Here is a 12,445-nt window from a genome sequence, read left to right on the forward strand (position 1 = left end):
AGGATTTTCTCTCGCCAGATCTAGAAATTAAATCGTCTTAAAAAGTGATGCAGGTTGCGCCCTGCTCCGCGCCAGAGAGCTTCTCACGCAGCGCCCCAAACATCTCCCGACCGGTTCCCACGCGCGACGCGCTGAGGTCAGGGATATGCGGCTGACGCGCCGCCAGTTCGGCCTCATCCACCAGCAGCGTCAGTTCCCCCGTCTGTCCGTTCACGCGAATAAGATCGCCATCGCGCACTTTCGCCAGCAAGCCGCCATCATACGCTTCAGGCGTGACGTGAATGGCTGACGGAACTTTACCGGAGGCGCCAGAGAGTCGGCCATCGGTCACCAGCGCTATTTTGAAACGGCGGTCCAATAATACACCAAGTGGCGGCATAAGTTTATGTAATTCTGGCATCCCGTTCGCTTTTGGCCCCTGATGACGGACCACCACCACGCAGTCTTTGTCCAGCAGCCCCGCTTCAAAGGCCGGCAACACGTCGTGCTGGCTCTCAAATACCACCGCCGGCGCTTCAATCACCTGGTTCTCCACCGGGACCGCCGAAGTTTTCATCACCGCGCGTCCCAGGTTGCCGCTCAGCACCTTGGTGCCGCCGTGGCGGGAGAATGGTTTTCAAAGGTCGCGATGACCTGGTCGTCCAATGGCGCTGTCGCCCCTTCGCGCCAGTCCAGCTCGCCGTTATTCAGCCATGGCTCCAGGGTGTAGCGCGACAGGCCAAAGCCGGCCACGGTGTGAACATCCTCATGCAGCAGGCCGCCTTTCAGCAGCTCGCGCACCAGTACCGGAACGCCGCCTGCCGCCTGGAAGTGGTTGATATCCGCCGGGCCGTTGGGATAGAGGCGCGCCAGCAGCGGCACCACGTCTGACAGGTCGGAGAAATCGTCCCAGTTAATGATAATTCCCGCCGCGCGGGCCATCGCCACCAGGTGCATAGTGTGGTTGGTGGAGCCACCGGTCGCCAGCAGCGCCACGATGCCGTTGACCACCACTTTTCGTCAAACATTTTGCCCAGCGGCATCCACTCATTGCCGTTGCCGGTCATGCGGGTGACCTGGCGCGCGGCGGCGGCGGTCAGTGCTTCCCGCAGCGGAGCATCCGGATGGACAAAGGACGAGCCCGGCAGCTGCATGCCCATAAATTCGACCACCATCTGGTTGGTGTTCGCCGTTCCGTAGAAAGTACAGGTCCCCGGCGCGTGATAAGAGGCGGCTTCGGACTCCAGGAGCGCCATACGGTCAACTTTCCCTTCTGCATACAGCTGGCGAATGCGAACCTTCTCTTTATTCGGCAGGCCGCTGGCCATCGGACCGGAGGGAATAAAGACCGACGGCAGATGGCCAAATGAGAGCGCCGCCATGGTCAGACCGGGAACAATTTTATCGCAGACCCCGAGATACAGGGCCCCGTCGAACATGTTATGCGACAGGCCGATGGCGGCGGACATAGCGATCACCTCGCGGCTCAGGAGTGAAAGCTCCATCCCGTCCTGCCCCTGCGTTACGCCGTCGCACATCGCCGGCACGCCGCCGGCGACCTGGCCGACCGCATTGGCGCTGTGCAGCGCTTTGCGGATGATCTCCGGGTAGTGTTCATAGGGCTGGTGAGCGGACAACATGTCGTTGTAGGAGGTGATGATGGCAATGTTGTTGCGCAACATGCTCTTCAGGGAGGCTTTGTCGTCAGCCTGGCAGGCCGCGAATCCGTGAGCCAGATTGCCGCAGGCCAGTTGCGCACGATGCACGGTGTCGGTTTTGGCCTGGTTAATCCTTGCGAGGTAAGCCGCGCGGGTGTCACGCGACCGTTCGATAATGCGATTTGTTACCCGTAACATTGTCGAATTCATAAAGGCTCCTCAAATTTTTATCTGTCCGGCCGCTGCGTGATGACGTGTTGACGTGGTAAAGGCCACAAACACCAGCGCTCAGGGGCAAAATGTCTGCAGGCAGTGTAATAAAAAAAGCCCCGTGGGTGAATCCTCACGGGGCTTAAAAGATTAAAAAGCGTGCGACTTTCTGCGTCAGATCATGTTACCGGTAAAATAACCCTGACGGATTAGCCTCCAGCCTTACTCGAACTCGTTCCATGAACGACCGTCGCGAGTGATCATGGCCACCGACGCAACCGGTCCCCAGGTCCCGGCCTGATACGGTTTCGGCGCATCGCGGTCGGCTGCCCAGGCTTCGGTAATGGAGTCAACCCATTTCCACGCCTCTTCTACTTCGTCGCGGCGAACGAACAGCGCCTGAATACCACGCATGGTTTCCAGCAGCAGACGTTCATAGGCATCGGCCAGATGCGTCTGGTTGAAGGTTTCGGAGTAGCTCAGATCCAGTTTAGTGATCTGCAGGTTATGTTTATGATCGAGGCCCGGCACTTTGTTCAGTACCTGGATATCTACCCCTTCGTCCGGCTGCAGGCGAATGGTCAGCTTGTTCTGCGGCAGCTCCTGCCAGGTCTCTTTAAACAGATTCAGTTCCGGGGTTTTGAAGTAAACCACTACCTCTGAGCATTTGGTCGGCAGACGTTTGCCGGTGCGCAGATAGAACGGTACGCCAGCCCAGCGCCAGTTATCGATATCGACGCGGATCGCCACGAAGGTTTCGGTGTTGCTGGTCTTGTTGGCCCCCTCCTCTTCGAGATAGCCAGGCACTTTTTTGCCCTGGGCAAAGCCGGCGGTATACTGGCCGCGAACGGTTTTCTCGCGCACGTTGGAGCGGTCAATACGGCGCAGGGATTTCAGCACCTTGACCTTTTCATCACGGATGCTGTCGGCGCTGAGATCGGACGGCGGCGACATGGCAATCATGCACAGGATCTGCAGCAGGTGGTTCTGGATCATGTCGCGCATCTGCCCGGCCTGGTCGAAGTAACCCCAGCGCCCTTCAATACCCACCTCTTCCGCGACGGTGATTTCGACGTGATCGATGGTGCGGCAGTCCCAGTTATTGACGAACAGGGAGTTGGCGAAGCGCAGCGCCAGCAGGTTGAGGACCGTCTCTTTACCGAGATAGTGGTCGATACGGTAGACCTGACACTCTTCAAAAAACTCGCCGACCTGGTCGTTGATTTCACGGGAGGTTTCCAGCGAGGTGCCGAGCGGTTTTTCCATGACCACGCGCGCAGGCTTGGCATTAAGCTTCGCTTCGCCCAGCCCTTTACAGATCGCGCCAAAGGTGCTCGGCGGCATAGCGAAATAGTTGATGGTGACACGGTTCTTTTGATCCAGCATCTCACCCAGGCGGGTGAAGCCGCTGGTGTCATTGACGTCAAGATTACAGAACTCCAGGCGTCCGCTCAGGGTATCCCACAAACCTTCATCAATTTTTTCCTTCATGAAGGTTTCCAGCGCTTCGCGCACGACTTTGGTATAAGCCGCTTTATCCCAGTCGGCACGGCCGACGCCAATGATTCTGGTGTCAGCGTGGATCTGGCCCGCCTTTTCAAGCTGATACAGGGAAGGCAACAATTTACGCCGCGCCAGGTCGCCCTTCGCGCCGAAAATGACCAGGTCGCATGCCTGGGCCGTTTGCGTTACCGCCATGTCATTCTCCTCAGTTGATAGTCTGGTGCTTTTGCCAGGCTATATTTGTAATTTTCTTACACTGCACTGTACTGTGTTTACGTATTTCCCGAAAGCCTTCCCCTTCGTTTGCGGCGGTAAAACCGCACAGGGTGAAAACATTCGGCGATGATTTGGGCATTCGGCCGTTATTGTTCGTTGTTTGTACCTGGTTCCGGTCAGTAAAATACGACCCTGATCATGTAATGAAAAAAAACAACATCATTTCACGTCATTCCTCACCGCTTGCGCTTGCGGAGGGGTATATTCTTGCTAAAACGCCCAATGATTTCACCCATTAATGAAATCGTTTCCATTGATGAGCGCCCTGTTACTAATGAACATGCTGGAAAAAATCCAGTCCCGACTGGAACACCTTAGCAAATCTGAACGCAAAGTGGCGGAAGTGATCCTCGCCACCCCCGAGCAGGCCATTCATTCGAGCATCGCCGCCCTCGCCCTTGAGGCCGGGGTTAGCGAACCGACCGTCAATCGCTTCTGCCGTAGTCTCGAAACCCGCGGATTCCCTGACTTCAAACTGCATCTGGCCCAGAGCCTTGCGCACGGCACGCTCTATGTTAACCGGAATGTCGATGAAGACGACAGCGTTGAGTCATACACGGGAAAAATATTCGAATCGGCCATGGCGAGTTTAGATCAGGTGCACCATTCTCTCGACATGTCGGCGGTAAATCGCGCGGTGGATCTGCTGACTCAGGCCAAAAAAATCGCCTTTTTCGGCCTCGGCTCCTCAGCGGCGGTCGCTCACGACGCGATGAACAAATTTTTCCGCTTTAACGTGCCGGTCATCTATTCCGACGACATTGTCCTGCAACGGATGAGCTGTATGAATTGCGATGACGATGATGTGGTGGTGATTATCTCGCATACCGGAAGAACCAAGAGCCTGGTGGAGCTGGCGCAGCTGGCTCGTGAAAACGATGCCATGGTGATCGCGCTCACCTCCGCCGGTACGCCGCTAGCCAGGGAAGCCACGCTCGCCATTACCCTTGATGTGCCGGAAGATACCGACATCTATATGCCGATGGTCTCCCGTTTGGCCCAGTTGACCGTCATTGACGTGTTGGCGACTGGCTTTACCTTGCGTCGGGGGGCAAAATTCAGAGATAACTTGAAGAGGGTCAAGGAAGCGCTGAAGGAATCGCGTTTTGATAAAGAACCATTCGTACCCAGTGATAATCAATAAAAGTTGATAACAAGCAGTACCCCATTACACCTTCGATAACGATCCGGCTGTGCGACGTTGCAGGCTGGCGCTACCGAATCCATGTTCACGCAACACCAAAGTTGTATCAGTCAACGGAGTATTACATGTCCAGAAGGCTTCGCAGAACCAAAATCGTTACTACCTTAGGCCCGGCAACTGACCGCGATAACAACCTGGAAAAGGTTATCGCCGCGGGCGCAAACGTAGTACGTATGAACTTCTCTCACGGCACCCCGGAAGATCATCAGCTCCGTGCCGACAAAGTGCGTGAGATTGCGGCAAAACTGGGCCGTCATGTGGCCATCCTCGGCGACCTCCAGGGACCAAAAATTCGCGTATCGACCTTCAAAGAAGGCAAAATTTTCCTCAACGTCGGCGATAAATTCCTGCTCGACGCAAACCTTGGCAAAGGCGAAGGCGACAAAGAGAAAGTCGGGATCGACTATAAAGGCCTGCCGGCGGACGTCGTGCCGGGCGATATCTTATTGCTCGACGATGGTCGCGTGCAGCTGAAAGTCCTCGAAGTTCAGGGGATGAAAGTGTTCACTGAAGTGACCGTCGGCGGCCCGTTGTCCAACAACAAAGGGATCAACAAGCTGGGCGGCGGCCTGTCTGCCGAAGCGCTGACCGACAAAGATAAAGCTGATATCGTCACCGCCGCTAAAATCGGCGTCGACTACCTGGCCGTCTCTTTCCCGCGCTGCGGCGAAGACCTGAACTACGCCCGTCGCCTGGCGCGCGATGCCGGCTGCGATGCGAAAATCGTCGCCAAAGTTGAGCGTGCCGAAGCGGTTTGCGATCAGGATGCGATGGACGACGTGATCCTCGCCTCCGATGTGGTAATGGTTGCCCGTGGCGACCTCGGCGTCGAGATCGGTGATCCTGAGCTGGTGGGCATCCAGAAAGCGCTGATCCGTCGTGCCCGTCAGCTGAACCGTTCCGTCATTACCGCCACCCAGATGATGGAGTCGATGATCACCAACCCGATGCCGACTCGCGCGGAAGTGATGGACGTGGCCAACGCCGTGCTGGATGGTACCGATGCGGTGATGCTCTCCGCGGAGACCGCTGCCGGTCAGTATCCTTCGGAAACCGTGGCCGCGATGGCGCGCGTGTGTCTGGGCGCGGAAAAAATCCCTAGCCTCAACGTCTCCAAACACCGTCTGGACGTCCAGTTCGACAACGTGGAAGAAGCGATTGCCATGTCGGCGATGTATGCCGCCAACCACCTGAAAGGCATTACCGCCATCATCACCATGACCGAATCGGGCCGTACCGCGCTGATGACTTCGCGCATTAGCTCCGGTCTGCCGATTTTCGCCCTCTCCCGCCACGAGCGCACCCTGAACCTGACCGCCCTCTACCGCGGGGTGACGCCGGTGTTCTTCGACAGCCAGAATGACGGGGTGGCCGCCGCGCACGACGCCGTCAATCTGCTGCGGGACAAAGGCTATCTGGTCTCCGGCGACCTCGTGGTCGTTACCCAGGGTGACGTGATGAGCACCATCGGCAGCACCAACACCACCCGTATCCTCACCGTCGAGTAAGCACGGTAGAGATAAAAAGCCTCCTGACGGAGGCTTTTTTTATTTCTTTTTCGGGAACAGCTCTTTGCGTTTATAGGGCTCGATTTCACCCGGCTTGCGCGTTTTCAGCAGCTTCAGGATCCAGGTATACTGCTCGGTGTGCGGCTTAACAAACACTTCCACTTCTTCGTTCATCCGCCGGGCGATGGTCGTATCGTCAGCGTCCAGCAGATCGTCCATCGGCGGGCGCACCAGCACCGTCAGGCGATGCGTCTTGCCATCGTAGACCGGGAACAGCGGTACGACGCGGGCGCGGCATACTTTCATTAAGCGGCCAATCGCCGGCAGCGTGGCCTTGTAGGTGGCAAAGAAATCCACAAACTCGCTGTGTTCGGCGCCGTGATCCTGATCGGGCAGATAGTAGCCCCAGTAGCCCTGGCGCACCGACTGAATAAACGGTTTGATCCCATCGTTGCGCGCGTGCATACGCCCGCCAAAACGACGACGCACGGTATTCCATACGTAATCGAACACCGGGTTACCCTGGTTATGGAACATCGCCGCCATCTTCTGCCCGCCGGAGGCCATCAGCATCGCCGGGATATCCACACCCCATGCATGCGGAACGAGAAAAATCACCTTCTCATTATTGCGCTGCATCTCGTCGATGATCGCTTTCCCCTGCCAGTCGACGCGGGCAAGGATTTTCTGCGGATCGCGCAGGCCCAGCTCGGCCATCATCACCATCGCCTGCGGCGCCGAGGCATACATGGCGTCGATAATCGCTTCCCGTTCGTACTCGCTTTTTTCCGGGAAGCAGTACAGCAAATTAATCTGCGCCCGGCGGCGCGAGCTTTTCGCCAGACGCCCCACCAGACGACCGAGTTTGCCGAGGAGCGGATCGCGAAAGGATGGCGGCGTCAGCGCAATACCGGCGAAGGCAAAGACCCCCAGCCAGGCGCCCCAGTAGCGCGGCAGTAAAAAGGATTTTTCAAACTTAGGGATAAACTCAATATTATTTTTTTTCGTTTCCATGCCCAATCCGCAGATCGACTGCTTAATCAAGATAATGGGATAGTGTAGCGAGACGTCGGGTATCCTACAAAAGAAAAAGCCGGCGCCCTGGGGCACCGGCTTTCCACTGACCGGTGGTTAGTCAAACCGCAGCTGCGGAACGACCTCTTTGACCTGCGCCAGATAGTCGGTCCGGTCGGAACCGCTCAGCCCTTCGGTACGCGGCAGCTTAGCCGTCAGCGGGTTGACCGCCTGCTGGTTGATCCACACTTCGTAGTGCAGGTGTGGCCCGGTAGAGCGTCCGGTATTCCCCGACAGCGCAATGCGATCCCCGCGCTTCACTTTCTGCCCCGGCTTCACTAACAGCTTACGCAGGTGCATGTAGCGAGTGGTATAGGTGCGGCCGTGGCGGATCGCGACGTAATACCCGGCAGCGCCGCTGCGTTTGGCCACGACTACTTCACCATCGCCCACCGCCAGCACTGGCGTTCCCTGCGGCATCGCGAAATCGACGCCACGGTGCGGTGCGACGCGGCCGGTGACCGGGTTCAGACGACGCGGATTAAAGTTAGAGGAGACGCGGAACTGACGCGCCGTTGGGAAGCGCATAAAGCCCTTCGCCAGACCCGTACCGTTGCGGTCGTAGAATTTGCCGTCTTCGGCGCGGATGGCATAGTAATCCTTACCGTCAGAGCGAAGACGCACGCCGAGTAACTGGCTTTGCTCACGTTTGCCGTCGAGCATTTCGCGCGACATCAATACCGAGAATTCGTCGCCTTTCTTCAGCTTACGGAAATCCATCTGCCACTGCATGGCCTTGATCACCGCGCTGATTTCCGTGCTGGTCAGCCCGGCATCACGCGCGCTGGAGACAAAGCTGGCGCCGACGGTGCCCTTCAGCACGCTGTTGACCCAATCGCCTTTCTGCAGCTCGCTGCTCATTTTAAAACCGTTATCCACACGGGTATAGGTGCGGGTCTCGCGGCGGGACATCTCCCAGGTCAGGCTCTGCAGATCGCCGTCGGCGGTCAGGGTCCAGGAGAGCTGCTGGCCAATCTTCAGGTTGCGCAGCTCTTTATCGGCGGAGGAAAGCTGGGCGATATCGCCCATATCGATACCGTACTGGTTCAGGATGCTGCTGAGCGTATCGCCGGTCGACACCACGTATTCGTGCCCGCCGGCATCGCTATCGGCTTTTTCGTCGAGCTCATCCTGAGGAATGGCTTCTTCTTCCTGCGGGGCCTGGTCGATCGGCTCGGAGGCTTCCGGCAGCAGGGAACGGATCTCGCTTTTTTCCAGTTCAATGGTTCTGACGATGGGGGCGGATTCCGGGTGGTAAATGTAGGGTCGCCAGACGGCGACCGCTAAGGTAAGAACGCTAAGCGACCCCAGCATGACGCGATGAGGTCGTGGCAGATTGTTGAATGCCTGAGTGACAGCGCGGGCTATCTGTTGCACGTATTCACTTCCTCGTTAATCTCCTTTCAGGCAGCTCGAATACTGATTCGCCAGTTGGGTGAGGAATTGCGGGTAACTCGTTTTACCCAGCGTAATTCCTGTCCCCAGTGGATCCAGGGTCCCCATGCGCACAGACGTGCCCCGGGCAACAGCTTCGATAACCGCTGGCCTGAACTGTGGCTCAGCAAAAACGCAAGTGGCTTTCTGCTCAACCAGTTGTGTTCTGATTTCGTGTAAACGCTGCGCACCGGGCTGTATTTCAGGGTTGACGGTAAAGTGCCCCAGCGAGGTCAAACCGTAGTGTTTTTCAAAGTAACCGTAGGCGTCATGAAAAACGAAATAGCCCTTCCCTTTCAGCGGTGCCAGCTCATTGCTCACCTGCTTGTCGGTCGCCGCCAGCGCGGTCTCGAACTGCTGCAGGTTGCTGTCGAGTTTGGCTCGACTCTGCGGCATAAGTTCCAATAATTTATCGTGGATTGCAACCGCCGAAAGCCGCGCTATCTCTGGGGATAACCACAGATGCATATTGTAAATACCGTGATGGTGATCGCCGTCACCTTTTTCTGCTGCGCCATGGCCATGACCATGGTGATCGTCATCGTCGTCCGCCCCGGTGATGAGCAGCGGTTTGACCCCATCCAGCTCGGCAATCGTCACCTTTTTATTCGCCGCAATGCTTTGCGTCGACTTATCCATAAAGGCTTCCATTTCCGGACCAATCCACACCACTAAGTCTGCGTTCTGTAAGCGTTTTACATCAGAAGGACGGAGGGAATAATCATGCTCGGAGGCGCCATCGGGCAGCAGCACCTGGGTCTCGGTCACCCCATCGGCGATGGCCGCCGCGATAAAGCCCAGCGGTTTCATAGAAGTCACCACGGCGGCGCTGGCCAGCGGTACCTGCGCGAACAAAAAAACAGCGCCAAGTCCAGCGCAAAGAAGCGTATTTTTATGTAACATAATGCGTCTAGTCATCGAAATAAGTGAGTGTGATGTGATATTATAACATTCACTAGCTTGTGCAACCCCTAAATTACTATGACAAACCTTGTAACGCTGGAAAATGTCTCGGTGGCCTTTGGCCAACGCCGCGTGTTGTCTGACATCTCGCTGGCTCTCACGCCAGGCAAAATCTTAACCCTGCTGGGCCCCAACGGCGCCGGCAAATCGACCCTTGTGCGGGTGGTTCTCGGGCTGGTAGCACCGACAGAGGGTGTTATCAAGCGTGACGCACGCCTGCGCATCGGCTATGTGCCGCAGAAACTGCATCTGGACGCCACGCTGCCGCTGACCGTTAGCCGCTTCCTGCGTTTGCGCCCGGGCACCCGTAAAGACGACATCCTGCCGGCGCTGAAGCGCGTGCAGGCGGGGCATCTGATCGATGCGCCGATGCAAAAGCTCTCAGGCGGCGAAACGCAGCGCGTACTGCTGGCCCGCGCCCTGCTCAACCGTCCGCAGCTGCTGGTGCTGGATGAACCGACCCAGGGTGTTGACGTCAACGGCCAGGTGGCGCTCTACGATCTTATCAACCAGCTGCGCCATGAACTGGACTGCGCGGTGCTAATGGTATCCCACGATCTGCATCTGGTGATGGCCAAAACCGACGAAGTTTTGTGCCTGAACCAGCATATCTGCTGCTCTGGCGCACCGGAGGTGGTCTCCATGCACCCGGAGTTTATCTCCATGTTCGGACCGCGCGGCGCGGAACAGCTGGGGATATACCGCCACCACCATAATCACCGCCACGACCTTCAGGGGCGAATTGTACTGCGTCGGGGAAACAGCCGCTAATGATTGAACTTCTGTTACCTGGCTGGCTTGCCGGGATGATGCTGGCCTGCGCCGCTGGTCCGCTGGGCTCCTTTGTGGTCTGGCGCCGCATGTCTTATTTCGGCGACACGCTGGCGCATGCGTCTCTGCTCGGCGTCGCTTTCGGTTTATTGCTTAACGTCAATCCGTTCTATGCGGTGATCGTCGTGACCCTGCTGCTGGCCGGCGGGCTGGTGTGGCTGGAAAAACGACCGCATCTGGCGATCGATACCCTGCTGGGCATCATGGCGCACAGCGCGCTGTCCCTGGGGCTGGTGGTGGTCAGTCTGATGTCTAACGTCCGCGTCGATCTGATGGCGTACCTGTTCGGCGATCTGCTGGCGGTTACGCCGCAGGACCTGATCGCCATTGCCACTGGCGTGGTGATTGTGATTGGCATTCTGCTCTGGCAGTGGCGGAATCTGCTGGCGATGACCATCAGTCCGGACCTGGCGTTTGTCGACGGCGTGAAGCTGCAGCGGGTCAAGCTGCTGTTGATGCTGGTCACCGCCCTGACTATCGGCGTGGCGATGAAGTTCGTCGGGGCGCTGATCATTACTTCCCTGCTGATTATCCCGGCCGCCACCGCCCGCCGTTTTGCCCGTACGCCGGAGCAGATGGCCGCCGTGGCGGTGGGCGTGGGCATGCTGGCCGTTACCGGCGGGTTAACCTTCTCGGCTTTCTATGATACCCCGGCCGGGCCGTCGGTGGTGCTCTGCGCCGCGGTGCTGTTTATTCTCAGCATGACGAAAAAAGCCGCCAGCTGAAAATGAAAAAGCCCGGTCACGCTGCTGACCGGGCTTCACCATGAACTGCTCAACCGCAACGCGCTACGGCATTTCCGGCGGCGTAATCCCGAAATGATTCCAGGCGCGCACCGTCGCCATTCTTCCCCGCGGCGTACGCTGCAGAAAGCCCTGCTGAATTAAGTAGGGCTCCAGTACATCTTCAATGGTTTCCCGCTCTTCGCCAATCGCGGCGGCGAGGTTATCCAGCCCCACCGGGCCGCCAAAGAACTTATCTATCACCGCCAGCAGCAGCTTACGGTCCATATAGTCGAACCCTTCCGCATCGACGTTAAGCATATCCAGCGCCTGGGCGGCAATATCGGCGGAGATGGTGCCGTCGTGGCGCACTTCCGCAAAGTCACGCACCCGGCGCAGCAGACGGTTGGCAATACGCGGCGTGCCGCGTGAACGGCGGGCTACTTCCAGCGCGCCCTCGTCGCTCATCTCCAGCCCCATATGGCGGGCGCTGCGGCTGACAATATGCTGCAGATCGGGGATCTGATAGAACTCCAGACGCTGCACGATGCCAAAGCGGTCGCGCAGCGGCGAGGTCAACGAACCGGCGCGGGTGGTGGCGCCGATCAGGGTAAACGGCGGCAGATCGATCTTGATGGAACGCGCCGCGGGACCTTCGCCAATCATAATATCCAGCTGGTAGTCTTCCATTGCCGGATAGAGCACCTCTTCCACCACCGGCGAGAGGCGATGGATCTCATCGATAAACAGAACATCGTGCGGTTCGAGGTTGGTGAGCATCGCGGCGAGATCGCCCGCCTTCTCCAGCACCGGGCCGGAGGTGGTACGCAGATTCACCCCCATTTCATTGGCGACGATATTGGCCAGGGTGGTTTTCCCCAACCCTGGCGGGCCAAAAATCAGCAGGTGATCGAGGGCGTCGCCGCGCAGCTTCGCCGCCTGGATAAAGATCTCCATCTGCGAACTCACCTGCGGCTGGCCGACATACTCTGCCAGCAATTTTGGGCGGATGGCGCGGTCAGCGGCCTCTTCAAAGCCGCTGCTGTCTGCCGATACCAGCCGGTCTGCTTCAATCATCCCTTA

13 protein-coding genes and 2 other annotated features are annotated in these 12,445 nt (G+C 57.8%); of the genes, 4 read left to right on the forward strand and 9 right to left on the reverse strand.

The window, feature by feature from the left end:
- Window positions 1-37 precede the first annotated feature (37 nt).
- From KPHS_33840 to KPHS_33880, 5 genes are all read right to left on the reverse strand, one after another.
- The gene (locus KPHS_33840; protein ID YP_005227684.1) at window positions 38-586 is read right to left on the reverse strand and encodes a phosphogluconate dehydratase; all 549 of its coding nucleotides are present in this window, start codon (window positions 584-586) and stop codon (window positions 38-40) included.
- Window positions 38-780 (reverse strand) — a sequence feature (potential frameshift: common BLAST hit: gi|238895427|ref|YP_002920162.1| phosphogluconate dehydratase). It overlaps the preceding gene by 549 nt.
- Window positions 580-780, reverse strand: a complete 201-nt coding sequence (locus KPHS_33850) for a phosphogluconate dehydratase (RefSeq protein YP_005227685.1) — start codon at window positions 778-780, stop codon at window positions 580-582. Its footprint overlaps the feature before it by 201 nt. The genes KPHS_33840 and KPHS_33850 overlap by 7 nt, the downstream gene beginning before the upstream one ends.
- Window positions 580-1,847 (reverse strand) — a sequence feature (potential frameshift: common BLAST hit: gi|288934619|ref|YP_003438678.1| 6-phosphogluconate dehydratase). (Overlaps the previous gene by 201 nt.)
- Complete coding sequence (locus KPHS_33860) at window positions 765-1,847, reverse strand: phosphogluconate dehydratase (protein ID YP_005227686.1); 1,083 nt, start codon at window positions 1,845-1,847, stop codon at window positions 765-767. Its footprint overlaps the feature before it by 1,083 nt. Before KPHS_33860 ends, KPHS_33850 begins: the two co-directional genes overlap by 16 nt.
- 222 nt (window positions 1,848-2,069) lie before the next feature.
- Complete coding sequence (locus tag KPHS_33870) at window positions 2,070-3,545, reverse strand: glucose-6-phosphate 1-dehydrogenase (protein YP_005227687.1); 1,476 nt, start codon at window positions 3,543-3,545, stop codon at window positions 2,070-2,072.
- A gap of 10 nt (window positions 3,546-3,555) precedes the next feature.
- Window positions 3,556-3,705 carry a hypothetical protein gene (locus KPHS_33880; protein ID YP_005227688.1) on the reverse strand — a complete coding sequence of 50 codons (150 nt, stop codon included), beginning with the start codon at window positions 3,703-3,705 and terminating at the stop codon, window positions 3,556-3,558.
- Window positions 3,706-3,864: 159 nt separating this feature from the next.
- Here KPHS_33880 and KPHS_33890 point away from each other — a divergent pair, with 159 nt between their 5' ends.
- Entirely contained in the window at window positions 3,865-4,770 is a 906-nt protein-coding gene (locus KPHS_33890) for a transcriptional regulator HexR (protein ID YP_005227689.1), read from the forward strand.
- Window positions 4,771-4,895: 125 nt separating this feature from the next.
- Complete coding sequence (locus KPHS_33900) at window positions 4,896-6,338, forward strand: pyruvate kinase (RefSeq protein ID YP_005227690.1); 1,443 nt, start codon at window positions 4,896-4,898, stop codon at window positions 6,336-6,338.
- A gap of 39 nt (window positions 6,339-6,377) precedes the next feature.
- Here the strand turns inward: KPHS_33900 and KPHS_33910 are convergent, their stop codons facing one another.
- The 3 genes from KPHS_33910 to KPHS_33930 form a co-directional block, all read right to left on the reverse strand.
- Window positions 6,378-7,352 carry a lipid A biosynthesis (KDO)2-(lauroyl)-lipid IVA acyltransferase gene (locus KPHS_33910; protein ID YP_005227691.1) on the reverse strand — a complete coding sequence of 325 codons (975 nt, stop codon included), beginning with the start codon at window positions 7,350-7,352 and terminating at the stop codon, window positions 6,378-6,380.
- Between the two features lie 117 nt (window positions 7,353-7,469).
- Complete coding sequence (locus KPHS_33920; protein ID YP_005227692.1) at window positions 7,470-8,789, reverse strand: murein DD-endopeptidase MepM; 1,320 nt, start codon at window positions 8,787-8,789, stop codon at window positions 7,470-7,472.
- Window positions 8,790-8,804: 15 nt separating this feature from the next.
- Window positions 8,805-9,749, reverse strand: coding sequence for a high-affinity zinc uptake system periplasmic protein (locus KPHS_33930; protein YP_005227693.1), 945 nt, complete (start codon window positions 9,747-9,749; stop codon window positions 8,805-8,807).
- Window positions 9,750-9,860: 111 nt separating this feature from the next.
- On the opposite strand from KPHS_33930, the gene KPHS_33940 reads away from it, so the two are divergent.
- Entirely contained in the window at window positions 9,861-10,580 is a 720-nt protein-coding gene (locus KPHS_33940; protein YP_005227694.1) for a high-affinity zinc transporter ATPase, read from the forward strand.
- Entirely contained in the window at window positions 10,580-11,365 is a 786-nt protein-coding gene (locus tag KPHS_33950) for a high-affinity zinc uptake system membrane protein (protein YP_005227695.1), read from the forward strand. Before KPHS_33940 ends, KPHS_33950 begins: the two co-directional genes overlap by 1 nt.
- Window positions 11,366-11,428: 63 nt before the next feature.
- On the opposite strand, the gene KPHS_33960 is transcribed toward KPHS_33950, so the two are convergent.
- Window positions 11,429-12,439: a Holliday junction DNA helicase B gene (locus KPHS_33960; protein ID YP_005227696.1), complete on the reverse strand. Its 1,011-nt coding sequence runs from the start codon at window positions 12,437-12,439 to the stop codon at window positions 11,429-11,431.
- Between the last annotated feature and the right edge of the window lie 6 nt (window positions 12,440-12,445).

It is taken from the genome of Klebsiella pneumoniae subsp. pneumoniae HS11286 (assembly GCF_000240185.1).
Taxonomy (GTDB): Bacteria; Pseudomonadota; Gammaproteobacteria; order Enterobacterales; family Enterobacteriaceae; genus Klebsiella; species Klebsiella pneumoniae.

Excerpts from the sequence above, each read along its gene's own strand:
- KPHS_33960 (YP_005227696.1), bottom strand. The coding sequence starts at position 12,439 with ATGATTGAAGCAGACCGGCTGGTATCGGCAGACAGCAGCGGCTTTGAA.
- KPHS_33860 (YP_005227686.1), bottom strand. The coding sequence starts at position 1,847 with ATGAATTCGACAATGTTACGGGTAACAAATCGCATTATCGAACGGTCG.
- KPHS_33890 (YP_005227689.1), top strand. The coding sequence starts at position 3,865 with ATGAAATCGTTTCCATTGATGAGCGCCCTGTTACTAATGAACATGCTG.
- KPHS_33950 (YP_005227695.1), top strand. The coding sequence starts at position 10,580 with ATGATTGAACTTCTGTTACCTGGCTGGCTTGCCGGGATGATGCTGGCC.
- KPHS_33900 (YP_005227690.1), top strand. The coding sequence starts at position 4,896 with ATGTCCAGAAGGCTTCGCAGAACCAAAATCGTTACTACCTTAGGCCCG.
- KPHS_33870 (YP_005227687.1), bottom strand. The coding sequence starts at position 3,545 with ATGGCGGTAACGCAAACGGCCCAGGCATGCGACCTGGTCATTTTCGGC.
- KPHS_33880 (YP_005227688.1), bottom strand. The coding sequence starts at position 3,705 with ATGCCCAAATCATCGCCGAATGTTTTCACCCTGTGCGGTTTTACCGCC.
- KPHS_33910 (YP_005227691.1), bottom strand. The coding sequence starts at position 7,352 with ATGGAAACGAAAAAAAATAATATTGAGTTTATCCCTAAGTTTGAAAAA.
- KPHS_33930 (YP_005227693.1), bottom strand. The coding sequence starts at position 9,749 with ATGTTACATAAAAATACGCTTCTTTGCGCTGGACTTGGCGCTGTTTTT.